Source organism: Cytobacillus sp. NJ13 (genome assembly GCA_030348385.1).
GTDB lineage: Bacteria > Bacillota > Bacilli > Bacillales > Cytobacillaceae > Cytobacillus.
In genome coordinates this window covers 3,179,607-3,205,000 of record JAUCFP010000006.1, presented here as the reverse complement: position 1 = coordinate 3,205,000, position 25,394 = coordinate 3,179,607, and the positions used below count along the sequence as shown (strand labels likewise).

General features: G+C 44.5%; 22 protein-coding genes and 1 riboswitch. Of the genes, 21 read left to right on the top strand and 1 reads right to left on the bottom strand.

Annotated features, from left to right (window positions below; all coding sequences use genetic code 11):
* The first annotated feature begins 258 nt into the window (after nucleotides 1-258).
* The 14 genes from QUF73_15955 (at nucleotide 259) to purD (ending at nucleotide 14,656) form a co-directional block, all read left to right on the top strand.
* Nucleotides 259-801, top strand: a complete 543-nt coding sequence (locus tag QUF73_15955) for a DUF5698 domain-containing protein (GenBank protein MDM5227677.1) — start codon at nucleotides 259-261, stop codon at nucleotides 799-801.
* Nucleotides 798-1,004 carry an NETI motif-containing protein gene (locus QUF73_15950; GenBank protein MDM5227676.1) on the top strand — a complete coding sequence of 69 codons (207 nt, stop codon included), beginning with the start codon at nucleotides 798-800 and terminating at the stop codon, nucleotides 1,002-1,004. Before QUF73_15955 ends, QUF73_15950 begins: the two co-directional genes overlap by 4 nt.
* 88 nt (nucleotides 1,005-1,092) lie before the next feature.
* Nucleotides 1,093-1,194: riboswitch (purine riboswitch) on the top strand.
* 139 nt (nucleotides 1,195-1,333) lie between these two features.
* Complete coding sequence (purE, locus tag QUF73_15945; protein MDM5227675.1) at nucleotides 1,334-1,822, top strand: 5-(carboxyamino)imidazole ribonucleotide mutase; 489 nt, start codon at nucleotides 1,334-1,336, stop codon at nucleotides 1,820-1,822.
* Entirely contained in the window at nucleotides 1,809-2,963 is a 1,155-nt protein-coding gene (purK, locus tag QUF73_15940; protein ID MDM5227674.1) for a 5-(carboxyamino)imidazole ribonucleotide synthase, read from the top strand. The genes purE and purK overlap by 14 nt, the downstream gene beginning before the upstream one ends.
* Nucleotides 2,964-2,966: 3 nt before the next feature.
* Nucleotides 2,967-4,259: an adenylosuccinate lyase gene (gene purB / locus QUF73_15935; protein MDM5227673.1), complete on the top strand. Its 1,293-nt coding sequence runs from the start codon at nucleotides 2,967-2,969 to the stop codon at nucleotides 4,257-4,259.
* A 115-nt stretch (nucleotides 4,260-4,374) separates the two neighbouring features.
* The gene (locus QUF73_15930; GenBank protein MDM5227672.1) at nucleotides 4,375-5,100 is read left to right on the top strand and encodes a phosphoribosylaminoimidazolesuccinocarboxamide synthase; all 726 of its coding nucleotides are present in this window, start codon (nucleotides 4,375-4,377) and stop codon (nucleotides 5,098-5,100) included.
* Nucleotides 5,088-5,342 (top strand): phosphoribosylformylglycinamidine synthase subunit PurS, encoded by a 255-nt coding sequence (gene purS / locus QUF73_15925; protein MDM5227671.1) that lies wholly within the window; start codon nucleotides 5,088-5,090, stop codon nucleotides 5,340-5,342. The genes QUF73_15930 and purS overlap by 13 nt, the downstream gene beginning before the upstream one ends.
* Nucleotides 5,339-6,025 (top strand): phosphoribosylformylglycinamidine synthase subunit PurQ, encoded by a 687-nt coding sequence (purQ, locus tag QUF73_15920; protein ID MDM5227670.1) that lies wholly within the window; start codon nucleotides 5,339-5,341, stop codon nucleotides 6,023-6,025. The genes purS and purQ overlap by 4 nt, the downstream gene beginning before the upstream one ends.
* On the top strand, nucleotides 6,009-8,225 hold the full coding sequence (purL, locus tag QUF73_15915; protein ID MDM5227669.1) for a phosphoribosylformylglycinamidine synthase subunit PurL: 2,217 nt from the start codon (nucleotides 6,009-6,011) through the stop codon (nucleotides 8,223-8,225). The genes purQ and purL overlap by 17 nt, the downstream gene beginning before the upstream one ends.
* A complete protein-coding gene (gene purF / locus QUF73_15910; protein MDM5227668.1) occupies nucleotides 8,210-9,607 on the top strand; it encodes an amidophosphoribosyltransferase in 1,398 nt (465 codons plus the stop codon). Before purL ends, purF begins: the two co-directional genes overlap by 16 nt.
* Before the next feature lie 149 nt (nucleotides 9,608-9,756).
* Complete coding sequence (gene purM / locus QUF73_15905) at nucleotides 9,757-10,782, top strand: phosphoribosylformylglycinamidine cyclo-ligase (GenBank protein ID MDM5227667.1); 1,026 nt, start codon at nucleotides 9,757-9,759, stop codon at nucleotides 10,780-10,782.
* Between the two features lie 13 nt (nucleotides 10,783-10,795).
* On the top strand, nucleotides 10,796-11,377 hold the full coding sequence (gene purN, locus QUF73_15900) for a phosphoribosylglycinamide formyltransferase (protein MDM5227666.1): 582 nt from the start codon (nucleotides 10,796-10,798) through the stop codon (nucleotides 11,375-11,377).
* Nucleotides 11,378-11,411: 34 nt separating this feature from the next.
* Entirely contained in the window at nucleotides 11,412-12,947 is a 1,536-nt protein-coding gene (gene purH, locus QUF73_15895; GenBank protein MDM5227665.1) for a bifunctional phosphoribosylaminoimidazolecarboxamide formyltransferase/IMP cyclohydrolase, read from the top strand.
* 440 nt (nucleotides 12,948-13,387) lie between these two features.
* Nucleotides 13,388-14,656, top strand: coding sequence for a phosphoribosylamine--glycine ligase (gene purD, locus QUF73_15890; GenBank protein ID MDM5227664.1), 1,269 nt, complete (start codon nucleotides 13,388-13,390; stop codon nucleotides 14,654-14,656).
* Between the two features lie 150 nt (nucleotides 14,657-14,806).
* Here the strand turns inward: purD and QUF73_15885 are convergent, their stop codons facing one another.
* Complete coding sequence (locus tag QUF73_15885; GenBank protein ID MDM5227663.1) at nucleotides 14,807-15,097, bottom strand: DUF2892 domain-containing protein; 291 nt, start codon at nucleotides 15,095-15,097, stop codon at nucleotides 14,807-14,809.
* Between the two features lie 194 nt (nucleotides 15,098-15,291).
* Between QUF73_15885 and QUF73_15880 the strand changes: the two genes are divergently transcribed.
* From QUF73_15880 to QUF73_15850, 7 genes are all read left to right on the top strand, one after another.
* Nucleotides 15,292-17,034 carry an adenine deaminase C-terminal domain-containing protein gene (locus QUF73_15880; GenBank protein ID MDM5227662.1) on the top strand — a complete coding sequence of 581 codons (1,743 nt, stop codon included), beginning with the start codon at nucleotides 15,292-15,294 and terminating at the stop codon, nucleotides 17,032-17,034.
* 92 nt (nucleotides 17,035-17,126) lie between these two features.
* Entirely contained in the window at nucleotides 17,127-18,182 is a 1,056-nt protein-coding gene (locus QUF73_15875; GenBank protein ID MDM5227661.1) for a DUF3048 domain-containing protein, read from the top strand.
* Nucleotides 18,183-18,222: 40 nt separating this feature from the next.
* Complete coding sequence (locus QUF73_15870) at nucleotides 18,223-18,531, top strand: YerC/YecD family TrpR-related protein (protein ID MDM5227660.1); 309 nt, start codon at nucleotides 18,223-18,225, stop codon at nucleotides 18,529-18,531.
* Between the two features lie 347 nt (nucleotides 18,532-18,878).
* On the top strand, nucleotides 18,879-19,565 hold the full coding sequence (locus tag QUF73_15865; protein MDM5227659.1) for a heptaprenylglyceryl phosphate synthase: 687 nt from the start codon (nucleotides 18,879-18,881) through the stop codon (nucleotides 19,563-19,565).
* 76 nt (nucleotides 19,566-19,641) lie between these two features.
* The gene (pcrA, locus tag QUF73_15860; GenBank protein MDM5227658.1) at nucleotides 19,642-21,873 is read left to right on the top strand and encodes a DNA helicase PcrA; all 2,232 of its coding nucleotides are present in this window, start codon (nucleotides 19,642-19,644) and stop codon (nucleotides 21,871-21,873) included.
* A gap of 57 nt (nucleotides 21,874-21,930) precedes the next feature.
* Nucleotides 21,931-23,934, top strand: a complete 2,004-nt coding sequence (ligA, locus tag QUF73_15855; protein ID MDM5227657.1) for an NAD-dependent DNA ligase LigA — start codon at nucleotides 21,931-21,933, stop codon at nucleotides 23,932-23,934.
* A 19-nt stretch (nucleotides 23,935-23,953) separates the two neighbouring features.
* Entirely contained in the window at nucleotides 23,954-25,123 is a 1,170-nt protein-coding gene (locus tag QUF73_15850; protein MDM5227656.1) for a CamS family sex pheromone protein, read from the top strand.
* Nucleotides 25,124-25,394 lie beyond the last annotated feature (271 nt).

Genomic DNA, 25,394 nt, shown 5'->3' with positions numbered 1-25,394 from the left:
AATACATGCTAGATAATCTTCAAAACCTGCTAGTTAAAAACCTTTAGAACCTCTCTTCTTCATTTAGCCTCAACTAATTCAGACATAATCCATAAACAAATAAGCCGTTTCATCCTATTCAAAAAAGGATAACCTATTCATAAAGAATCAATTTTTGAAAAAAGGTTACCAAACGCCAATTTCTTTTGTACAATAGGGACTTAATGGGGAGAGGGCACCCATATGCCTTTAAATCCCCCATAAAGGAGGACACTTGCATTGCTGGAAAACAGTTTTATTATGGTCGCTATTATTTTGATCATTAATATTGTATATGTATCATTTTTTACCATCAGGATGATTCTTACGCTTAAGGGGCAACGGTACCTTGCAGCTTTTATTAGTACAATTGAAGTTGTCATTTATGTAATTGGACTGGGGCTTGTTCTGGATAACCTAAATGAAATACAAAATCTGATAGCCTATGCAGTTGGTTATGGAATCGGCGTTATTGTCGGCATGAAAATTGAAGAGAAGCTTGCTCTTGGCTATATTACGGTAAATGTAATTACAAAGGAATATGACAGGGATCTTCCAAAAGCTTTAAGAGATAAAGGCTATGGTGTCACAAACTGGGCTGCCAACGGACTTGAAGGCGATCGGATGGCCCTTCAGATCCTGACACCAAGAAAATATGAATTAAAGCTTTATCAGACGATTAAAGAGCTGGATCCTAAGGCCTTCATCATCGCTTATGAGCCAAAAACGATTCATGGCGGATTCTGGGTGAAATCTGTTAAGAGAGGAAAGTTATCCCAATGAGCAAAGCCAAGAACAAAATGGTGTTTGAAGTCCAGGAAAACGAAACCATTGACCAGTGCCTGGAGAGGATACAAAAGGCAGGATATATACCTGTTAGAAGGACTGAGAAGCCTATTTTTAAAGAAGTTAAGACGGGCGGTAAAGTCGATTATGAACCGGCTGGAAGGCAGATCATTTTTGAAGCAAAACGAGCAGAAGATTAAAACACGAACATTAATTGTCTGACTTTTAGTATTGTTCGATTTTTCAATTGACAGAGTATCAGGTATGTTGTTAATATGGTGGTAGTTAATAAAACGTGAATAAACCCCTCGTATAATAATGGGAATAGGGCCCATAAGTTTCTACCCGGCAACCGTAAATTGCTGGACTATGAGGGAAAGCTGATATGCCCGGCATGTAGAAGGAATGGTTCCTGCCGTTTGCAGGTGTCTTCCTTATGGTTCTTTTTAGCCCGGACAGATTACTTTCTCTCATATTAAGAGAAGGGTCTGTGCGGGTTTTTTATATTGGAAGATTTGGAGGAGAAAGAATGAGCGTACAAGCAGCAGTCATTATGGGAAGCAAATCAGATTGGGAGACAATGAAGCACGCTTGCGGAATTCTGGAAGAGCTTGAAATCCCTTTTGAAAAAAAGGTTGTTTCAGCCCATCGGACTCCAGATCTTATGTTTGAATATGCTGAGCAGGCAAGAGACAGAGGATTCAAGGTAATTATTGCGGGTGCAGGAGGAGCGGCACACCTGCCAGGAATGGTTGCAGCGAAAACGACACTTCCTGTCATTGGAGTACCAGTCCAATCAAAAGCTCTAAACGGACTGGATTCATTGCTGTCCATTGTTCAGATGCCCGGCGGCGTCCCGGTTGCAACGGTTGCGATTGGAAAAGCAGGAGCCACTAACGCCGGATTGCTGGCAGCACAAATACTTGGCGCTTATGATACAGCCATTGCAGAACGTCTTCAGTCAAAAAGAGATAAAACAAAACAGGAAGTACTAGAAAGCAGTGATGAACTTGTCTAATAAAACAATTTTACCTGGACAAACAATTGGAATTATTGGCGGGGGACAGCTCGGGAGAATGATGGCACTGGCAGCAAAAGCAAATGGCTTCAGGATTGCCGTTTTGGATCCGGCAGAAGACTCTCCTTGCGGCCAGGTTGCGGATATTAAAATCATTGGTGAATACGGTCATATAGATTCTATAAAAGAGTTAGCTGACGTCAGTGACGTTGTGACATATGAATTTGAAAATATCAGTGCGGAAGCTCTTGAGTGGCTATGTGCAAATGCGTATGTCCCGCAGGGCAGCGAGGTGCTGGAGATCACCCAGGACCGGACAAAGGAAAAAGCAGCCATCCAAAAAGCTGGCTGCGAGGTAGCACCATATGCAGTCATTACTACTGAAAAAGACATTTATGATAATATAGAAAAGCTTGGCTATCCAGCAGTATTAAAGACATCCAGAGGCGGGTATGACGGAAAAGGGCAGGTTGTGATAACGAGCGGGCAGGATATTAAGAAAGCTGCACAGCTTCTTGAGAATGGCGTGTGTGTCCTTGAAAAATGGATAGCTTTCGAAAAGGAAATATCGGTTATTATCTGCCGGAATATTTCGGGAGAAAAAGCGGTATTTCCAGTCGGGGAAAATGTTCATAAAGAAAACATTCTGCATCAGACAATTGTGCCGGCCATGATCACAGCTGATGCTGAGGAAAGGGCAGTAAATGCAGCAAACCAGCTGGCAGAAGCTTTAAGCCTTGTCGGTACATTGGCAGTCGAAATGTTTCTGACAAAAGACGGACAGATTTACATTAACGAGCTTGCGCCTCGTCCACATAACTCAGGTCATTATTCGATTGAAGCTTGCGAAACCTCCCAGTTTGAACAGCACATCCGTGCGGTTTGCAATTGGCCGCTTGGCAGCACTGGGCTATTAAAACCGGCTGTAATGGTAAACATACTAGGAGAGCACCAGGAGCCTTTAATTAAGAAAATACCTGAATTGGATGACTGGAAGATTCACTTGTACGGAAAAAAGGATGCCAAGTATAAACGCAAGATGGGCCATGTCACGCTTTTGCGGAACTCAGCCGAAGAGGCACTTGAAGAAGCAGAAAAAAGCGGAATTTGGACCCCTGTGAAGGAAAAGATCGGAGGATAAAACATGATTGAACGCTATACGAGACCGGAAATGGGAGCTATCTGGACAGAAGAGAACCGCTTTCAGGCTTGGCTTGAGGTAGAAATTCTTGCCTGTGAAGCTTGGGCTGAATTAGGAGATATTCCGAAAGAAGATGTTCAGAAAATCCGTGAGAATGCTGCTTTCAATATCGACCGCATTAAAGAAATAGAAGAAGAAACAAGACATGATGTTGTGGCTTTTACGCGTGCAGTATCTGAAACGCTTGGAGAAGAGCGCAAATGGGTTCATTACGGGCTTACTTCCACAGATGTGGTTGATACGGCGCTTTCCTACTTAATCAAGCAGGCGAATGATATTCTTCTAAAAGATATCGAACGCTTTGTGGAAATCCTGAAAAACAAAGCACAGGAACACAAGCATACAGTGATGATGGGCCGTACGCACGGGGTGCATGCAGAGCCGACTACATTCGGTTTAAAGCTTGCATTATGGTATGAAGAAATGAAGCGTAATCTTGACCGTTTTAAAGAAGCAGCTGCTGGTGTGGAATTCGGTAAAATCTCTGGTGCAGTTGGAACATATGCAAACATCGATCCGTTCGTTGAAAAATATGTGTGTGAAAAACTGGGCATCCAGCCAGCACCAATTTCAACGCAAACACTTCAGCGTGACCGTCATGCACATTATATGGGGGCGCTTGCGCTGGTGGCCACTTCAATTGAAAAATTTGCGACGGAGATTCGAGGGCTGCAAAAAAGCGAAACACGTGAAGTGGAAGAGTTCTTCGCAAAAGGCCAAAAGGGATCTTCAGCCATGCCGCACAAACGCAACCCGATTGGTTCAGAAAATATGACGGGGATGGCAAGAGTGATCCGCGGCTACATGATGACCGCCTATGAAAATGTGGCATTATGGCATGAGCGGGATATTTCCCACTCATCAGCTGAAAGAATCATCCTGCCTGACGCAACGATTGCGCTGAACTATATGCTGAACCGCTTTGGAAATATCGTGAAAAATTTAACTGTCTTCCCTGAAAACATGAAACGCAATATGGACCGTACACTAGGGCTGATTTACTCTCAGCGTGTTCTTCTGGCCTTGATTGACAAGGGCATGACTCGTGAAGAGGCATATGATACAGTCCAGCCGCGTGCCATGGAAGCATGGGAAAAGCAGGTGCAATTCCGCAGCCTGATTGAGCAGGATGAGACGATTACATCAAAGCTATCCGAAGCAGAAATAGATGACTGCTTTGACTATAACTACCACATCAAGCATGTGGATACTATTTTTGACCGTCTAGGTTTATAAAAAAATAAAGAGGTAAAGAGCAGTCTTTACCTCTTTATTATCGGGAAAATTCCCAATCTTCTTAATAATGATGTCTAGCAGCCATGCGCTATTCGAATAAGGGAGGCTCTCCGCTATGGAAAAAGGAGAATTGTTATACGAAGGCAAAGCCAAAAAGGTATATCAAACAAACGATGAAAATATTGTCTGGATTGAATATAAAGATTCTGCAACAGCCTTTAATGGTGAGAAAAAGGCAAGCATCAGCGGCAAGGGCCGTTTGAATAACGAGATTACGAGTTTGCTTTTTTCAAAGCTTCATGACCTTGGAATAGAATCTCACTTTATTGAAAAACTTTCAGAGACAGAGCAGCTTGTGAAAAAGGTGGATATCATTCCGCTCGAAACAGTGGTCCGCAATGTTGCGGCGGGGAGCTTTTCTAAGAGATTGGGAGTTGAAGAAGGGAAAGAATTATCGAGGCCGATTGTTGAGTTCTATTACAAAGATGATGAGCTCGGTGATCCGCTGCTGACAGAAGATCATATTGAAGTGCTTCAGCTGGCTGATAAGCAGGAAGTAGCGCTTTTACAGGAGAAGGCACTTCAGGTTAATGCCATTTTAAGAGATTTTTTCAAAGACCTCGGCATTAAATTAGTAGATTTCAAGCTGGAGTTTGGTAAAGATGAATCAGGACAAATTCTGCTGGCTGACGAGATTTCTCCAGATACTTGCAGGCTTTGGGATATTGAAACAAATGAAAAGCTGGATAAAGATGTTTTCCGCAGAGACCTTGGAAATTTAACAGATGCTTATGAAAATATTTTAGCGAGACTGGGAGGCCAAACAGTATGTACAAAGTAAAAGTTTTCGTCACATTAAGAGAAAGTGTTCTAGATCCTCAAGGAACAGTTGTAAAAAACTCTCTGCATTCCATGAACTACAGCGAAGTGTCTGATGTGCGCATTGGAAAATACATGGAGCTGACAGTGGAAAAAAGCGACCGTCCTGTTGAAGAAGCTGTGAAGGAAATGTGTGAGCGCTTATTGGCTAATGTAGTGATTGAAGATTACCGCTTTGAAATTGAGGAGGCTGTTGCCCAGTGAAGTTTGCTGTGATCGTATTTCCAGGGTCCAATTGTGACATCGATATGTACCATGCAGTAAAGGATGAGCTCGGAGCGGAAGCCGAATATGTCTGGCATGACGCGGAAAGCTTAGACGAATATGACGGAATTCTTCTTCCCGGCGGTTTCTCTTATGGAGATTATCTCCGTTCGGGTGCTGTTGCACGCTTCAGCAATGTCATGAGAGAAGTAGTGAAGGCGGCAGAAGCAGGCAAGCCGGTATTGGGCGTCTGCAATGGATTTCAAATCCTCCTTGAAGCTGGCCTTTTGCCTGGGGCAATGAGAAGAAATGATAGCCTGAAATTCATCTGCCGCACCGTGGAGTTAAAGGTTGAAAACAATGAAACCATGTTTTCATCTGCATATGAAAAGGATGAAGTAATCAATATTCCGATCGCCCATGGTGAAGGAAACTATTATTGTAATGAAGCTGTTTTAGCTGAATTGAAGAAAAATAACCAAATCGTTTTTACTTATAATGGAACGAATCCCAATGGCAGCCTGGAAAACATCGCAGGCATTGTCAATGAAAAAGGGAATGTACTCGGCATGATGCCGCACCCTGAAAGAGCCGTTGATGAGCTTTTAGGGGGAGCAGATGGCCTGAAACTTTTTCAATCAATCGTAAAACAATGGAGGGAAGCACATGTCGTTAATGCTTGAGCCAAGTCCGGAACAGTTAAAGGCACAGAAGGTATACAAAGAAATGGGTTTGTCTGATGACGAATTTGCGATGATTGAAAAGATTATCGGGCGTTTGCCAAATTACACAGAAATCGGTTTGTTTTCGGTTATGTGGTCAGAGCATTGCAGCTATAAAAACTCGAAGCCAGTTTTAAGCAAGTTCCCGACAACAGGAGAGAAAGTACTTCAGGGACCAGGGGAAGGAGCTGGAATTGTTGATATCGGCGACGGGCAAGCAGTTGTTTTTAAAATTGAAAGCCATAACCATCCGTCTGCAATCGAGCCTTATCAGGGGGCAGCAACAGGTGTCGGCGGGATTATCCGCGATGTATTTTCAATGGGCGCAAGACCGGTCGCACTCCTCAACTCTTTACGCTTTGGAGAATTGGATTCTCCTCGTGTACGGTACCTTTTTAAAGAAGTAGTCGCAGGCATTGCGGGCTACGGAAACTGCATCGGCATCCCAACAGTTGGGGGAGAAGTGCAGTTTGATTCTTCCTATGAAGGAAATCCGCTTGTAAACGCTATGTGTGTCGGCTTAATCGACCACAAGGATATTAAAAAAGGCCAGGCCCACGGAGTAGGCAACACAGTCATGTATGTTGGTGCAAAAACTGGCCGTGACGGTATCCATGGTGCTACTTTTGCATCTGAAGAATTAACAGACCAATCAGAATCAAAACGCCCGGCTGTCCAGGTTGGCGATCCATTCATGGAAAAGCTTCTGCTTGAAGCATGTCTTGAACTGGTCCAGTCTGACGCACTTGTCGGCATTCAGGATATGGGAGCTGCCGGCCTGACAAGCTCTTCTGCTGAAATGGCCAGCAAAGCGGGATCCGGAATTGAAATGAATCTTGACCTTGTTCCTCAAAGGGAAACAGGCATGACTGCATATGAAATGATGCTTTCCGAATCACAGGAAAGAATGCTGATTGTCGTGAAAAAAGGACGCGAGCAGGAGATCGTTGATTTATTTTCCAAATATGGCCTGGAAGCAGTTTCTGTCGGCAAGGTAACCGATGATAAAATGCTCCGTCTAACTCATCAGGGAGAAGTGGTGGCAGAGCTGCCGGTAGATGCGCTTGCAGAAGATGCGCCAGTTTATCATAAACCATCAAGCGAGCCGGAATATTTCCGCGAATTCCAGGCAATGGAAAATGAAGTTCCTGCAGTTGAAGATTATAAAGAAACATTGGTAAAGCTCCTCCAGCAGCCGACAATCGCCAGCAAGGAATGGGTTTATGATCAGTACGACTATATGGTCCGCACCAATACAGTAGTGGCACCTGGATCAGATGCTGCAGTCATTCGCATCCGCGGCACCCGCAAAGGATTGGCCATGACGACAGACTGTAATTCACGTTATATGTATCTTGATCCTGAAACAGGCGGAAAAATTGCTGTGGCTGAAGCAGCAAGAAATATCATTTGCTCCGGCGGTCAGCCATTGGCGATAACAGATAATCTGAACTTCGGAAACCCTGAGAAGCCTGAAATCTTCTGGCAAATCGAAAAAGCGGCAGATGGAATCAGTGAAGCATGCCGCACATTGAATACACCAGTTATCGGCGGAAACGTCTCTTTATATAACGAAACAAATGGAACAGCTATCTACCCAACGCCTGTCATTGGAATGGTCGGGCTTGTAGATGACATTGATCATGTTACAACACAAGCATTTAAAGCAGCTGGTGATCTTATTTATCTGGTTGGCGAAACAAAGGATGAGTTCGGCGGCAGTGAGCTGCAGAAGGTGACATACGGCAAGATTTTCGGAAAAGCGCCTGAACTTGATCTCGAAAAAGAAGAAAAAGCACAGGAACAAATTTTAAAAGCCATTCGTTCGGGACTTGTAGCATCTGCCCATGATGTGGCAGAAGGCGGGCTGGCTGTAGCTGCTGCGGAAAGCCTGATCGGTTCAAAAGGTCTGGGAGCGGATATCAAGGTAACAGGAAATGCGACTTCGGCTTTATTCAGTGAATCACAATCCCGTTTCTTGCTATCTGTAAAAAAAGAAAACCAGGAAGCGTTTGAAAGTTTAGTAAATGCGGCACTAATCGGTGAAGTAACAGAAGCACCTATACTTTATATCTCCAATGAAGAGGGCCTATTGCTTGCCGAACAGGTTGACGTTCTAAAGCATGCCTGGAAAGGAGCTATCCCATGCTTGCTGAAATAAGAGGACTGAATGAAGAGTGCGGTGTTTTTGGGATCTGGGGGCATCAGGATGCTTCCCAGATCACGTATTACGGGCTTCATAGTCTGCAGCACCGCGGCCAGGAAGGCACAGGAATGGTTGTTACCGACGGCAAAAAGCTGAAAGGCATTAAAGGTGAAGGGCTTGTAACGGAAATTTTCACAGCAGATGCCATGAAGGAACTGGAAGGAAAAGCAGCAATCGGACATGTACGCTATGCGACGGCCGGCGGGGGCGGATATGAAAATGTCCAGCCTCTGCTATTCAACTCACAAAGCGGAAGTCTTGCGCTTTGCCATAACGGAAACCTGGTGAATGCGACTGCATTGAAGCATCAGCTTGAAGGACAGGGAAGCATTTTTCAAACGAGTTCAGATACAGAGGTGCTGGCTCACTTAATTAAGCGTGCAGGCTTCTCTTCCCTAAAGGACCGGGTCAAAAATGCTTTATCCATGATTAAAGGAGCTTATGCTTTTCTGATCATGACCGAAACAGAGCTGATGGTTGCGCTGGATCCGAACGGCATGAGGCCGCTCTCTCTTGGCAAAATTGGCGATGCTTATGCGGTTGCATCTGAAACATGTGCTTTTGATGTTGTCGGTGCAGAGTATATCCGCGATATTCTTCCAGGAGAACTGCTGATCATTGACGACAATGGATTCCGTTCTGAAATGTTTGCAATGGCCTCTAATATTGCAATGTGCACAATGGAATATGTTTATTTTTCCCGTCCGGACAGTAATATCAACGGGATCAACGTTCATACCGCCCGGAAAAATCTTGGGAAGCAGCTCGCTTTTGAGGCGCCAATTGAAGGGGACGTCGTTACAGGTGTACCTGACTCAAGCATCTCTGTTGCGATTGGCTATGCAGAAGCTTCAGGCATTCCATATGAGATGGGCTTGATTAAAAACCGCTATGTGGGCCGGACTTTTATCCAGCCATCCCAGTCGCTGCGTGAGCAGGGTGTAAAAATGAAGCTGTCTCCGGTACGCGGAGTTGTAGAAGGCAAGAGAGTCATCATGGTGGACGACTCGATCGTTCGAGGAACAACAAGCAGACGGATCGTCACAATGCTGAAGGATGCAGGTGCGACAGAAGTTCATGTGCTGATCAGTTCACCGCCGATTAAAAATCCATGCTTCTATGGAATTGATACTTCTACAAAGGAAGAACTGATTGCAGGCAATCATTCTGTTGAGGAAATAAGAGAAATCATTGGTGCGGACACACTTACCTTCTTAAGTACAGAGGGCATGGTCAAAGCAATCGGCCGAAAAGACGGACAATGCCTGGCATGCTTTACAGGCCAGTATCCGACGGAGATTTATCCAAGCACTTTGCATCCTTATGAAAAGGTATAAATATGAAATTTGACCGGCATTTTGCTCTTTTTGGCCGGTAAATATAAAGAATTGGCCGGTAAATCATCATTTTTGACCGGTAAAAGCACAATGTTGGCCGATAAAATACAAAATCGGCCTTTATTTTTCCAACCATGAGGTGAAAAGGAATGGCAAATGCATATAAACAGGCCGGAGTAGATATTGAAGCTGGCTATGAAGCAGTTTCCCGCATGAAAAAGCACGTACAGAAGACGATTCGTCCTGGTGTGCTTGGAGGTTTGGGCGGATTTGGCGGTATGTTCGATCTATCTGAACTTAATCTGAAGGAACCGGTTTTAGTATCAGGTACAGATGGTGTCGGCACGAAGCTGATGCTCGCTTTTATGATGGATAAGCATGACACGATTGGGATTGATGCGGTCGCAATGTGTGTAAATGATATTGTCGTACAGGGAGCGGAACCTCTTTATTTCTTGGATTATATCGCCTGCGGTAAAGCGGCGCCAGAACGGATTGAGGCGATTGTTAAAGGTATTGCGGATGGATGTGAACAGGCTGGATGTGCGCTTGTAGGCGGTGAAACAGCCGAAATGCCTGGCATGTACAGTGAAGAAGAATATGATCTTGCCGGATTTGCGGTCGGTGCCTGTGAAAAATCTAATCTGATTAATGGTGCGGACATCAAGGCAGGAGATGTGCTGATCGGTCTTTCATCCAGCGGGATCCACAGCAATGGCTACTCACTTGTCCGAAAGCTGTTTTTTGAGAAAGCGAATTTGTCCTTAACAGATCATGTAGAAGAATTAGGCTGCACTTTAGGGGAAGAGCTGCTTCGCCCTACAAAAATTTATGTGAAGCCGCTTCTATCAGCTATGAAGCAATTCAAGCTGAAAGGCATGGCACATATTACCGGCGGCGGATTTATTGAAAATATCCCGCGCATGCTGCCTGAAGGTCTTGGCGCCCAGCTTAGTGAAAGCAATTGGGAAGTGCCGCCTGTGTTCACGGTTATGGAGAAGATCGGCGGACTGGAACGCAAAGAAATGTACAACATTTTTAATATGGGAACAGGCATGGTGATTGCAGCGGATAAAGCAAATGCTGATGAACTGATCGCCTATTTTAATGAAATTGGAGAAAAAGCCTATCTAATGGGCACAGTAACGGATCGGGAAGGAATTGAAATTCTGTAACTTGGAGGAAGTCATGAAAAAAATCGCAGTGTTTGCTTCCGGAAGCGGAACGAACTTTCAGGCCATTGCCGATGCTGTAAACAAAGGTGATTTGCAGGCTGAGATCGTCTTGTTTGTCTGTGATCGGCCAGGTGCATACAGCACCCAGCGTGCACAAAACGAACAAGTTCCGCAGTTTGTTTTTTCAGCTAAAGACTATGCTGGCAAAGCAGAGTATGAAAGAGCGATTTTGCAAAGGCTGAAGGAGAGCGGCGCAGAGTATATTATTCTCGCAGGCTACATGAGACTGATTGGCCCGACGCTTTTGAAAGAGTTCGAAGGCAGGATTATTAATATCCATCCTTCTCTTCTTCCCGCTTTTCCAGGTAAGGATGCAATTGGCCAGGCGTTATCTGCCAATGTGAAGGTAAGCGGTGTGACGGTTCATTTTGTCGATGAAGGCATGGATACTGGGCCGATTATTGCTCAAGCGCCAGTTGATATAAATGCGGGTGAAACGCTGGAAAGCCTTCAAAAGAAGATACATGAAGTCGAGCACAAACTTTATCCGCAGGTTTTGCAAAATCTTTTCTATGCTAAAATGGTAGAGAGCTAAAGTATATCATTCAACAGAGTCAGGGGGAGCGAACATGAAGAAACGTGCATTAATCAGTGTTTCCGACAAAAATGGCATAACAGAATTTGCCCAGCAGTTAAGCGAACTGGGTTTTGAAATTATCTCAACCGGCGGTACAAAAAAAGCGCTGGAAGAGAGTGGAGTCCCCGTTATCGGCGTAAGTGATGTGACAGGCTTTCCGGAAATTTTGGAAGGGCGTGTAAAAACATTAAATCCAATGATTCATGGCGGGCTGCTGGCTAAGCATGGAGAACCAGGTCACAAACAGCAGCTTGAGGAGCATGGGATCCAGCCTATCCAGATTGTGTGCGTGAATTTGTATCCGTTCCAGCAAACCATCGCTAAGCCAGATGTGACAGTAGAGGATGCCATTGAGAATATTGATATCGGCGGCCCGGCCATGCTTCGTGCTTCCGCTAAGAACCATGACTATGTAACGGTTGTGGTGGATCCGGCCGATTATGAAAAAGTTCTTTCACAGCTAAAAGAAACCGGAGAGGTTCAAAAGGAAACCCGCCGCAGACTTGCTGCAAAAGTTTTCCGCCATACAGCTGCCTATGATGCGATGATCGCTGAGTATATGACAGATTTGGCAAATGAAGAAACGCCTGAAAAATTAACTGTTACGTATGAACTGAAGCAAACATTGAGGTATGGGGAGAATCCGCATCAAAAGGCTGCTTTTTACCGCAAGCCGCTTGGTTCTGAATTTTCGATTGCTAACGCTGAACAGCTTCACGGCAAGGAATTATCCTACAACAATATCAATGATGCAGATGCAGCTCTCCAAATCGTAAAAGAATTCTCAGAGCCTGCAGCAGTTGCTGTTAAGCATATGAATCCTTGCGGAGTGGGGTCTGGGGAGAATGTATTCGAAGCTTTTTCAAAAGCTTTCGAGGCGGATCCTGTATCTATCTTCGGCGGCATTATTGCCCTGAACAGGGAAGTAGATGCTGAGACAGCGAAAAAGCTATATGAAATCTTCCTTGAAATCATCATTGCACCTTCCTTCTCAAACGAAGCGCTTGAGATTTTAAAAGGGAAAAAGAATCTGCGCCTGCTGACAATTCCTTTCGAAGGCAAAAAGAAAACAGAGATGAGATTGTCCGCTATTGAGGGCGGCTTGCTGACACAGGAATATGATCTATTCACTCTTGAAGATGCAGAAGTAAAAGTTGCGACCAAGAGAGAGCCAACGGAAGAAGAGTGGAAAGCATTGAAGCTGGGCTGGAAAGTTGTAAAGCATGTGAAATCCAATGCCATTGTCGTAAATGATGCAAACATGACACTTGGAGTCGGTGCCGGGCAGATGAACCGCGTTGGCTCTGCCAAAATTGCACTTGAACAGGCCGGTGAAAAAGCGAACGGAGCGGTAATGGCATCCGATGCCTTTTTCCCAATGAACGATACGGTTGAAACGGCAGCCAAAGCAGGCATCACAGCCATCATCCAGCCGGGAGGATCAATCCGTGATGAGGATTCCATCAAAATGGCTGATGAGTACGGAATTGCAATGGTCTTTACAGGCGTACGCCATTTTAAACATTAAACGAAAAGCAGAAGCGCCTCGATCAGGAAGGAAAGCAGACTAAGAACGCCACGTCCTGTGGCAACGTCTGCATGACTCCCATCCTGGGAGCCTCAAGCATAAGACGAGCTGTCGGAAAGGTTGCTTTTTACCTTTTTGACAGTTTGGCTTATGACCTCGAGCCCCTAGGCGCTGGAGCTGGACAAAACGAAAAGCAGAAGCGCCTCGATTAGGAAGGAAAGCAGACTAAGAACGCCACGTCCTGTGGCAACGTCTGCATGACTCCCATCCTGGGAGCCTCAAGCATAAGACGAGCTGTCGGAAAGGTGGCCCTTACCTTTTTGACAGGTTGGCTTATGACCTCGAGCCCCTAGGCGCTGGAGCTGGACAATACGAAAAGCAGAAGCGCCTCGATCAGGGGCCTTGCTATTATAGCTGACATTTTTATGGAGGTGGGCGTAATGAAGGTATTGGTTATTGGAAGAGGCGGCCGTGAGCATGCAATTTGCTGGAAAATGAATCAAAGCCCTTCAGTGAAGCAGGTTTTTGCGGCTCCAGGAAATCCGGGAATGGAAGATTCAGCTCAGCTGGTTGCCATCCAGGAAAATGATCAGGAAAAACTTGTGCAGTTTGCTCAGGATAATCAAATCGAATTGACTGTAATCGGGCCGGAAGTGCCGCTGCTTGAGGGATTGGCTGACCGATTTGAAGAAGCGGGGTTAAAGGTATTTGGACCGAGAAAAGCAGCAGCCGAAATTGAAGGCAGCAAGTCCTTTGCCAAAGAGCTTATGAAGAAATATGCTATCCCCACTGCCGAATATGGGGTATTCAGCAACTATGAAAGAGCGAAAGCCTATATTGAAGCAAAAGGCGCTCCCATTGTTCTGAAAGCAGATGGCCTTGCAGCCGGAAAAGGCGTAATAGTGGCCATGACTATGCAGGAAGCATTGTCTGGGATTGAGGAACTATTATTAAATGAAAAGTTTGGTCAAGCTTCTTCAACAGTTGTAATTGAAGAATTCCTTGAAGGCGAAGAATTTTCCTTAATGGCCTTTGTGAATGGAGAAAAGGTGATTCCGCTTGAAATTGCCCAGGACCACAAGCGTGCCTATGATGGAGACAAGGGACCGAACACTGGTGGAATGGGGGCCTATTCACCGGTACCGCATATTGGTGATGAAACAGTTGCAGCTGCTGTGGAAAAAGTTTTGAAGCCGGCAGCAAAAGCAATGGTTCAGGAAGGCAGAAGTTTTACCGGAATCCTGTATGCAGGTCTGATTAAAACAACAGCAGGCCCGAAGGTAATAGAATTTAATGCCCGTTTTGGAGATCCTGAAACACAGGTGATTTTGCCCCGCATGAAGTCGGATCTGGCGGAGGTAATGCTGGCGGTTCTAAAAGGGGAACAGCCTGAAATCGAGTGGGATAAGGAAGCAATCGTCGGAGTGGTTGCTGCTTCTAAGGGCTACCCTGAAGCATATGAAAAAGGAGCTGTTCTGAATGGGCTGCAATCGCTTAAAAATGTCTCGGTCTTCCATGCCGGGACTGATAGAAACAGCTCAGGTGAGTATGTGACAAATGGAGGCCGCGTGCTGCTGGCAGGCGCTAAAGCTCCTACTCTGAAAGAAGCACAGCAAAAGGTATATTCCGAACTAGAAAATCTACAGTGTGAAGGTGTATTCTACCGCAAAGATATTGCCGATAAAGCTATCGCGCACGTCCTTTCTTAGTCTTCCGGATATACACAAACAGGAGTGCTACAATGCTTCCAATTATTGCTGCCAGGACGAACGTCATGTCCATTATGTATTCCCAAAACATATTGTCAGCTCCTTTCAATTTTCCAGCCCCCATATAGGGAGCTGGATTTTTTTAGAAATTTAAGAGGGGTTATAAGGCAGAATTTCCTCAACAGCCTCATCATTATTGTGATTGCCTTCCTGCTTTCTCTTTTCCTGGACCATATTCTGGCCTCTTTCAAAAAGAGCTGTCAAAGGGCAAAAGCGGACAATTCCCTCTGCCACCTTCATGCCGCCCAGCATGGCCATCATGAGATAAGAGTCCCGCCAAGGTCTTTTCACAAGCTTTGAAGTGCTCCAGGCTAAGACAGTTAATCCGACTGTTATGCGTACTAGGGCATTTACAATGCCGATATTTGGTTTAACATCCATAGATCTCACCACTTTCACAAAATTTTTACAATCTTTTACTGATTCTTTAATGCGTTAAACAGTGAAATATGTTACTATAGTAAAACAGGAGAAATGAAAGGGCTTTCTTTATTGATTTAAAGCCATTTCACTCATTAATTTTATTCTAAAAACAGAGTCTTTTATATATAGATATCAAAAAGGGAGGGAGTATGGTGCTGGAACAGCGTTACCGTTGGAAAAACAGGCACTTGCGTGAACATGTTTCCGTATTGGACGGAAAACTGTCACCGACGATATTACTAAAGAACGCTCGTTATCTGAATCAGGCACTTCGCAAATGGATAACAGCAAATATATGGATTTATGGCGACCGTATTGTTTATGTGGGTGAAAAGCTGCCAGAAATAATAGAAAAGTGTGAGGTCGTTGATTGTAAAGGGCTCACGCTGGTTCCTGGATATATTGAGCCGCATGCCCATCCATTTCAATTATATAATCCCCATTCCCTGGCGAGCTATGCATCGCAGTTTGGTACAACAACCTTGATTAATGACAATATGGTGCTTGCTTTACAGCAGGATAAAAAGAAAGCGTTTTCTTTTTTGAAGGAAATGAGAAACATGCCTGCAACAACGTATTGGTGGTGCCGATTTGATGCCCAAACGGAAATCCAGCATGAAGAATCCGTTTTTTCACACGGGAACGTTAAATCATGGCTTGAGCATGATGCTGTGCTTCAGGGAGGAGAGCTGACTGGCTGGCCGAAGCTATTGGATGGCGATGATATGATGCTTCATTGGATTCAGGAGACAAAGCGGATGAGGAAAAAGATCGAAGGCCATTTTCCGGGGGCATCCGAAAAAACGCTGGCAAAGCTTATGCTGCTTGGTGCTGATTGCGACCATGAGTCGATGACGGGAAAAGATGTTTATAATCGTCTTTTACAGGGATATACCGTATCTCTCAGATATTCTTCCATCCGTCCCGACCTGCCGGTTTTATTGGACGAGATGCATGAAATCGGCATTGATCAATACGATCGGATGATCTTCACAACAGATGGTTCCTTTTCCTCCTTCTATGAACAGGGAATCATTGACCATATGATCCGCATCGCTATAGATAAAGGTGTGCCGGTTATCGATGCTTATAATATGGCTACCATTAATGTGGCCCGTCATTATGGAATCGATTATTTGCATGGCTCCATTGCGACAGGAAGAGTGGCCAATATTAATTTCCTGTCAGATGAAAAAGAACCAACTCCATTATCTGTTATTGCCAAAGGGGAATGGGTGAAAAGAGACGGTGAAAACCTGCACGCCTATAAGCCTGTAGAATGGGAAGAATACGGCTTTGAACCACTGGATATTGATTGGGATCTGACTGCTGATGATATGCAATTCTCCATGCCTTTCGGGATAAAACTGGAGAATGCGGTTATTACGAAGCCCTACTCCATCATGATTGACGTATCATCTGAAGAACTGGAGAAAGACCATGATGAATGTTTCTTCATGCTTATTGACCGGAATGGAAACTGGCGCATAAATACGATACTAAAAGGGTTCTCGAAGAGCCTGGATGGAATGGCAAGTTCCTTTTCTAATACCGGTGACATTATCTTAATAGGAAAAAGCAAACAGGAAATGCTGAATGCTTTTAACCGGCTGAAAGAAATCGGCGGAGGCATTGTCATATCAGAAGGGGGAAGAATTGTCCAGGAAATGGAACTCCGCTTAAAGGGTGTGATGTCCCATAAAAATGTGGAGGAATTAATAGAGGAAGAAAAACTGCTGGTGCATTATTTGCGTGATCAAGGCTATAAACATGAAGATCCAATGTATACGCTGCTCTTTTTCTCTTCAACGCATCTGCCTTACATCAGGATTACCCAGCAGGGAATGTATGATGTAATGAATAAAACGGTACTCTTTCCAACGATAATGCGTTAAAATATAAAAGTAATGCAATATAATAGAGATAAAAACTGCTCAGTGGAGCTAACATAGAAACTGCATCATAGCAAAATACACAGGGGTGCTAAATGCTAAAAAGATGGATAGCTGTATCAGCGGCGGCAATGCTTTTAGTTTCTGGCTGCAGCAAAGAAAAAGCTGAAGAGCCTGAAAAGCAGGATACGGAAAAAGCGGAAGAAGCCACAAAAGGGGTCAGCTCTGATAAAGAATTTCCATTTCAATATCCGCTCACAGGCTTCGGATCGGAAACCGAGGTGGATGGAAGGGCTGTGGCGGTGATGATCAACAATCATCCAAAAGCCCGTCCGCAATCCGGGATTAACCAGGCTGATGTCGTCTATGAAATGCTGGCAGAAGGGGATGTGACCCGTTTCCTTGCTATTTTTCAAAGCGAGCAGCCTGAAATGATAGGGCCGGTCAGAAGTTCGAGGGATTATTATATTGAGCTGGCTAAAGGCTATGACAGCCTCTACATTGCCCATGGCTATAGTCCGGAAGCCAAAGAATTGCTGGATCAGGGCTATATTGATAATCTGAATGGAATGCAATATGACGGTACATTGTTTAAACGGGAAAGCTTCCGCCAGGCTCCGCATAACTCCTATATTTCATTCGAAAATGTGCTGAAGGGTGCAAAAGAAAGAAATTATGCGATGGAAGACGAACCTGAATCTCTAGATTTTCTGTCGAAGGAAGATGCAAAGGCTATTCAGGGCGAGGATGCTGACTCTGCCATGATCTCCTACTTGGACAATGAATTATTCAATGTCATCTATGAATATGATGCGGGACTGGAGAAATACAAAAGGCATTCCAATGGCGAACTTACATCTGATTACAAATCCGGCGAACCTGTACTGCTTGATAACATCTTCATTGCAGAAGCAGAGCATAAAGTGGTTGACAGCTCGGGCCGCCGTGATATTAACTTAACTTCTGGGGGGAAAGGGTATCTCCTGCAAAAAGGGAAAGTGACAGAAGCAGAATGGAAAAATATTGACGGGCGAATTCTTCCTGTATTGAATGGAAAACAGGCTGGCCTGGTGCCAGGAAAGACCTGGATCAACATCGTTCCATCAAGCCCGGGCCTTGAGCAAACGGTTTCCTTTGAAGATAAACAATAATTATGTACAAAACTATTACAATAAAGGGGTATGCAAATATATGCAAATTGATAAGCTAAGAGGCAAAGAACTGGATCAGTTATTTAAGTCTGTTTTATCTTTAAAAGACCTGGAAGAGTGCTATCGCTTCTTTGATGACTTATGTACAGTAAATGAAATACAGTCCCTGGCTCAGCGTCTGGAAGTGGCACGCATGCTTCGTGAAGGCAAAACATATCATAAAATCGAAACAGAAACGGGTGCAAGCACGGCAACCATTTCCCGTGTGAAACGATGCCTCAATTATGGAAATGATGCTTATGAAATGGCATTGGAAAGAATAAAAGAAGAAGAAGCTGAAAAAGCGTAAATATTCCTTTTGCTTAAACCGATGGGGCTGTTCCCGCGGTTTTTTTCTTTGTCTTCCCTATTAATTTTTTCCACCTCATAAAGACTTCCCGCTTTTCTTTTTTATCCAGCTTCAGCGCCCAGCCTATCGAGGTCGCTTCAGGCCAGTGGATGAAGTCAAAAAAACGACTTCATCCACTGGCCTTCCGACGTACAGGATGTGCTAGTGCCGGCGTTGCCGCAGGACGTGGCGTTTTTAGTCGGCCAGCGCTTGTTGGGGCTGTTCGAGGCGCTTCAGCTTTTATTTTTTATTCCCAATCTTAAATGATATAATGATGAAATGGAATGATAGAATGGAGGCAATTTTGCATGTATGATGTTCGCGAATGGAGCCACGTTTTTAAGCTCGATCCGGATAAAAATATATCAGATGAAAACCTGGAAATGATTTGTGAGTCAGGAACAGACGCGATTATTGTGGGCGGAACGGACGGAGTCACTCTGGAAAAGGTGCTGGATTTAATGGCCCGCATCCGCCGATATACTGTTCCTTGTGTGCTGGAAGTTTCAACCATTGATTCGATTACTCCGGGCTTTGACTTATATTTTATTCCGACAGTCCTTAACAGCCGCGACGTAAAGTGGATTACAGGCCTTCATCAGGAAGCTGTAAAAGAATATGGGGATATTATGAATTGGGAAGAAATTCTGGTTCAGGGTTATTGCATCTTGAATGAAGAATGTAAAGCGGCACACGTTACCAATTCACGGACAGATTTATCATTGGATGAGGTAAGGGCATATGCCATGATGGCAGAGAAGATGTTCAGCCTTCCAATCTTCTATCTGGAATACAGCGGAAAGTACGGAGACGCTGATGTGGTCGCAGAGGTGAAAAATACGCTTGAAGAAACCGTATTATTTTACGGCGGAGGCATCGTGAATGCAGAGCAGGCAAGTGAAATGGCAGAGCATGCAGACGTAATTGTGGTCGGAAATATCATTTACGATGATCTGCACGCTGCATTGTCTACTGTCGAAGCTGTTCGCGCTTAATTCAGTTGCTGATGATTATAAAAAAAGATAAAATAGATTATAAGAACATATGTTTCTATGGTGGTGAAGAGAAGGAATGCAATTTTTAACGGATAAATTATTGAACGGACTGAATCCGCAGCAGCAAAATGCGGTAAAAGCAACAGACGGACCACTTCTTATAATGGCAGGAGCGGGAAGCGGAAAGACAAGAGTGCTTACTCACAGGATTGCTTACTTAATGGTAGAAAAGGGTGTTAACCCCTACAATATTCTGGCAATCACCTTTACAAACAAAGCAGCCCGTGAAATGCGTGACCGTATTCATAACATGATGGGCGGAGCAGCAGATGAAATCTGGATTTCGACGTTCCACTCCATGTGCGTGCGGATCTTAAGAAGAGATATTGACCGTATTGGCTATAACCGCAATTTTACGATTCTGGATTCAACAGATCAGCAATCGGTGATTAAATCAATCCTAAAGGATAAAAACCTGGATCCAAAGAAATTTGATCCGCGTGCTATCCTGGGGTCCATCAGCTCGGCAAAAAATGAATTAATTACCCCTGAAGAGTATGCGAAAACAGCAGGAGATTATATTCAGCAGGTTGCAAGTGATGTATATACAGAGTACCAAAAGAGACTAAGACGCAACCAGGCGCTTGATTTTGATGATCTTATTATGATCACGATTCAGCTGTTCCAGAGGGTGCCGGAAGTGCTTGAATATTATCAGCGCAAATTCCAGTACATTCATGTGGATGAGTACCAGGATACTAACAGAGCGCAGTATATGCTGGTCAAGCTTTTGGCAAGCCGTTTTAAGAATCTGTGTGTCGTTGGTGATTCTGATCAGTCCATCTATAAATGGCGCGGTGCGGATATAGCCAACATCCTTTCTTTTGAAAAGGATTACCCGAATGCACAGGCTATTATGCTCGAACAAAATTACCGTTCAACAAAAAGGATTCTGCTGGCTGCGAACGAAGTCATCAGCAAGAACCTCAATAGAAAGCCAAAAAACCTCTGGACCGAAAACGCAGAAGGCAATAAAATTTTCTACTATCGTGCCGACAGCGAACAGGGAGAAGCGCAGTTTGTTGCAGGCAAAATTAAAGAATATATCAGCAGCGGCAAGCGAAGCTTTTCGGATATTGCTATCTTGTACCGCACAAACGCACAGTCCCGTGTAATGGAGGAAGTGCTGTTAAAGTCGAACATTGAATATTCCATTGTCGGCGGCATCAAGTTCTACGATCGCAAAGAAATTAAGGACATCCTTGCTTACCTGCGTCTGATTGCAAATCCGGATGATGATATCAGCCTTCAGCGTGTTATCAATGTGCCAAAACGCGGAATCGGCTCCGGATCGGTTGATAAAATCGCCAACTTTGCTCAGCTTCACGAGATGAGCATGTTTGAAGCTCTTGAGTCCATTGAACTGATTGGGCTGAGCCCGAAAATTACAAAAGGGGCTATTGAATTCAGGGATTTGGTTAAAAACTATACACAAATGCAGGAATACTTATCTGTGACAGAACTTGTGGAAGAGCTGCTGGAGAAATCAGGCTACCGCGATATGCTTATTGCCGAGAAGTCCATTGAAGCACAGAGCCGTCTTGAAAATATTGATGAATTCCTTTCCGTTACGAAAAACTTTGAAGAAGCCAGCGAAGATAAATCGCTTATCGCATTTTTGACTGATCTGGCTCTTGTGGCTGACATTGATAAATTGGATGATGATGGCGAAAAAGCTGAATCAGTTGTTCTTATGACACTTCACTCAGCAAAAGGACTTGAGTTCCCTGTTGTCTTTTTACTTGGACTTGAAGAAGGTGTATTCCCGCACAGCCGTTCTCTAATGGAAGAATCGGAAATGGAAGAGGAGCGCCGTCTTGCTTATGTGGGAATCACTAGGGCAGAAGAGGAGCTCTTCATTACGAACGCTCAAATGCGTACTTTATTTGGACGCACGAATATGAATCCGCCATCCCGATTCATCAAAGAAATTCCTGCTGATTTGCTGGATGGCCTTGAACCTGCTAAAAAGCCGTCTCCATTTGGATCATCACCGTTTGGATCTCCTTCTGCTTCAAGAGGAGCACAGCCTCAGCGGAAAGCAGTGGTGCGTCCATCTGCATCGAACACAGGCGGAGATGACATTGACTGGAAAGTCGGCGACAAAGCCCAGCACGGAAAATGGGGAACAGGTACAGTTGTCAGTGTAAAAGGCTCCGGCGAAGGAACAGAGCTGGATATTGCATTCCCGAAACCAGTTGGCATTAAACGTCTGCTGGCCAAATTTGCACCGATTACAAAGGCATAATCATAGAATGCAGCCTGCCAGGGCGTCTTTTAAAGGATTATAGAAAGGGTTGAATGTATGGACCTTCAATTGGCAGAAAAAAAGGTGAAAGATCTGCACAACCTTTTGAATCAGTATAATTATGAGTACCATGTTCTTGATCAGCCGTCTGTTCCGGATGCTGAATACGATAGGCTGATGAGGGACCTTATTGAGCTTGAAGAGAAATTTCCCGAGCTGAAAACAGAAGATTCTCCAACACAGCGGGTTGGAGGGGAAATCCTTGATATGTTTGAGAAAGTGGAGCATCAGTCACAGATGCTCAGTTTGGGCAATGCCTTTAATGAACAGGACTTAAGAGATTTTGACCGCCGTGTCCGCCAGGGTGCAGGTGAAAATGTTTCTTATGTATGTGAATTGAAAATCGATGGACTGGCTGTCTCCCTGCGTTATGAGGATGGTTTATTTATTCTCGGTGCCACGCGCGGTGACGGATCCATTGGTGAAAATATCACAGCAAACTTAAAAACCATCCGCTCCATTCCTCTTCGGCTGAAAGAGAACGTCACAATGGAAGTGCGCGGTGAGGCCTTCATGCCAAGGCGTTCTTTTGAGAAACTGAATAAAGCAAAAGAAGAGAATGGGGAAGAACCTTTTGCAAATCCAAGGAATGCAGCAGCGGGTTCATTGAGACAGCTTGATCCGCGCCTTGCGGCGAAGCGTAATCTGGATATATTTGTATATGGCATAGCGAATGCAGGGGATACTGGAATCGTCTCTCATAGCGAAGGCCTGAATTATTTGGATAGCCTGGGATTCAAAACGAATAAAGAGCGCAAAAGATGTGAAAGCATTGAGGAAGTCATTGATTATGTGCAAGGATGGACTGACAAACGCCCGAATCTGTCTTATGATATTGATGGCATCGTTATTAAAGTCGATTCACTGGAATCACAGGAGCAGCTCGGCACTACGGCAAAAAGCCCACGCTGGGCCATCGCTTATAAATTCCCTGCAGAAGAGGTTGTTACCACATTAAGGGATATTGAATTAAGCGTGGGACGAACTGGCGTAGTAACGCCAACTGCGCTTCTGGAGCCTGTCCGTGTTGCCGGAACGACTGTCCAAAGGGCATCCCTGCACAACGAAGATTTAATTCGTGAAAAAGATATTAAAATTGGCGATCAGGTCGTTGTGAAAAAAGCAGGAGATATTATCCCTGAAGTTGTAAATGTATTAGCTGACAGGAGAACGGGTGAGGAGCAGGATTTTAGCATGCCGACACATTGCCCTGAGTGCGAAAGCGAACTGGTCCGCCTTGATGGTGAAGTGGCATTGCGCTGCATTAATCCAAAGTGCCCGGCCCAGATCAGGGAAGGCCTAATTCACTTTGTTTCCCGCAACGCCATGAACATTGATGGCCTTGGTGAAAAGGTGATCAGCCAATTATTTGCCGAAAATCTGATTAAAGATGTGGCAGATATCTATAAATTAACGTATGAACAGCTCATCCAGCTCGAGAGGATGGGTGAAAAGTCAGTAAATAATCTCATTCAGGCAATTGAAAACTCCAAGGGCAACTCATTGGAAAAGCTTTTATTTGGTCTGGGAATCCGCCATGTTGGCGCAAAGGCAGCCAAAACGCTGGCCCAGGAGTTTGGCCATATGGAAGCACTTGAAAAAGCATCAAGGGACAATTTAACAGCTATCAATGAAATTGGTGAAAAAATGGCTGATTCCATTGTTTCTTTCTTTGAACAGGAAGAAGCCCATGAACTGATTGCCGAGCTGAAAGCAGCAGGAGTCAACATGGCTTACAATGGGCCAAAGCCTGTTTCGGCGGAAAACTCGGATAGCTTTTTTGCAGGGAAAACAGTGGTTCTGACAGGAAAGCTTGAAATGATGAGCCGGAATGAAGCAAAAGAAAAAATAGAGGCGCTTGGCGGCAAAGTTTCCGGAAGCGTCAGCAAGAAAACAGATGTTGTAATCGCCGGAGAAGACGCTGGATCCAAACTGACGAAGGCCCAGGAACTTGGAGTAGAGGTTTGGAACGAGGAGAGACTGGTTGAAGAATTAAATTAAGTAAGAGGGTGTAAGCTCCGTGAAAAAACTGATGATGCTTGCTTTATCCCTAACCCTTCTGCTTGCAGGCTGTGCGCCCAATTTTAATAAGCAGGAGGAAGTTGTTCAGGAAGACAAGAACGAAGAGGATAAGGCAATCATTCCGAACTATAAAATTTCTGAAAAGTATTATCGAACACTGCTGCCTTTTGAACCAAGTGAATCCAGAGGTCTCGTGGTCAATAATGTAAGCACCAAATATGATATCAATGAATTTGAGACAGGACTTATGCGAGTTGCGCAAAACACGTTTGATCCTGATAAATATTTATTCCAGGAAGGACAGTATCTAAAAAGAGCCACAGTCCAGGCCTGGCTAAACCGTAAATTCACTGACGCTCAGCTGAAGGAACGCGAGATGAAAGCAGAAGACAATATCGGCTTAAATCCAATGATCGCTGATGGCGGAGATATTGAAAAAAACAATGAAAAAAGCCCGATCTACCTTGCCCATATTCTTGAACACAACTATTTGCTGAAAAATGATGATGGAAAAGTGGGGCTCGGGGGTGTTGTCATTGGCCTTGCCATGAACTCTGTCCATTATTATCAAAAGGAACAATATGGCGCCACTTTCGAAACAAAGATTGACCATGATGTCATTGAACGAGAAGGTCAAAAGCTGGCTGAAGAAGTACTGCAGAGAGTACGGCAAATCAAAGGCCTGAAAGATGTGCCGGTAACCATTGCTTTGTTTGAACAGCAAGCAAGAACCTCGGTTGTGCCAGGAAGCTTCTTTGCATACGCTACGGCAGACAAAGGAAGCACCAAGCTAGGCGGATGGGAAGATGTCAGCGAGAAATATGTCCTTTTTCCTTCAAACACGGCTGAAAAAAATCATCGTGATGATTTAACGGCTTTTCTTAACTTTAAACAGGATGTAGAAACCTACTTCCCGAACTTCAATGGAGTTATCGGTAAAGCCTTCTACGCTCAGGACCAATTGCAGGAAGTCAATATTGATATCCCCATTCAATTCTATGGAAAAGCAGAAGCGATTGGATTTACGCAATATGTAACAGGGCTTGTTGTCAAACACTTCCCTGAATACATCTCAGTCCAGGTGAATATCTCATCCGTCAACGGCCCGGAAGCGCTCGTAGTCCGGAAAGCAGACCAAAGCGAACCTTTTGTCCATATCTATCAATAGAACTAGGGTACCCAGAAGTGCAGAGGATGCACCTTCTGGGTTTTTTAAATTTAAGGAGAGAGGATTGCGGGCATGGCGACGAAATTGGAAGCGGTTTGAGAAAAATGGTCGTCATAGAGGCTTCATGAAGACGAAAAAGGAAGAAGCTCGAGAAAAATGGTCGCCATAGAGGCTTCATGAAGACGAAAAAGGAGGAGGCTCAAGAAAAATGGTCGTCATAGAGGCTTCATGAAGACGAAAAAGGAAGAAGCTCAAGGAAAATGGTCGCCAT